The 287-nt window shown below is 63.8% G+C and carries 1 pseudogene; it reads right to left on the bottom strand.

Going from position 1 to position 287, the window contains the following annotated elements:
- Positions 1–57: 57 nt before the first annotated feature.
- Positions 58–287 (bottom strand): annotated as a pseudogene (locus GTP27_RS23400) (ATP-binding protein); the annotation flags it as partial.

Genomic DNA, 287 nt, shown 5'->3' with positions numbered 1-287 from the left:
CCGCCCAGCCGATGCCGCCGTCGGCGCCGGTGCTGGCGCTAAAGACTTCGCTGCTCATCATGGCAACCGCAACACGAAACAGCCGCCGCCCATGGCGCCGCCGTTTTCCAGTGCGATGCTGCCGCTGCGCTGGCGGTGCTTGTGCATCTTCGCCACTTCGCTGGAAAAGTACAGACCCAGGCCGCTGCTATTGCTTAGAAAGTTAATCGCCGCCTTGGCGCTGGCGCCCGATTCCAGCATATTGGCCGGGAAGCCGGCGCCGTTGTCTTCCACCCGCAGTTCCAGAT

The organism is Duganella qianjiadongensis, from assembly GCF_009857915.1.
Lineage (GTDB): Bacteria > Pseudomonadota > Gammaproteobacteria > Burkholderiales > Burkholderiaceae_D > Rugamonas > Rugamonas qianjiadongensis.
This window is presented reverse-complemented; position numbering and strand designations above follow the sequence as displayed.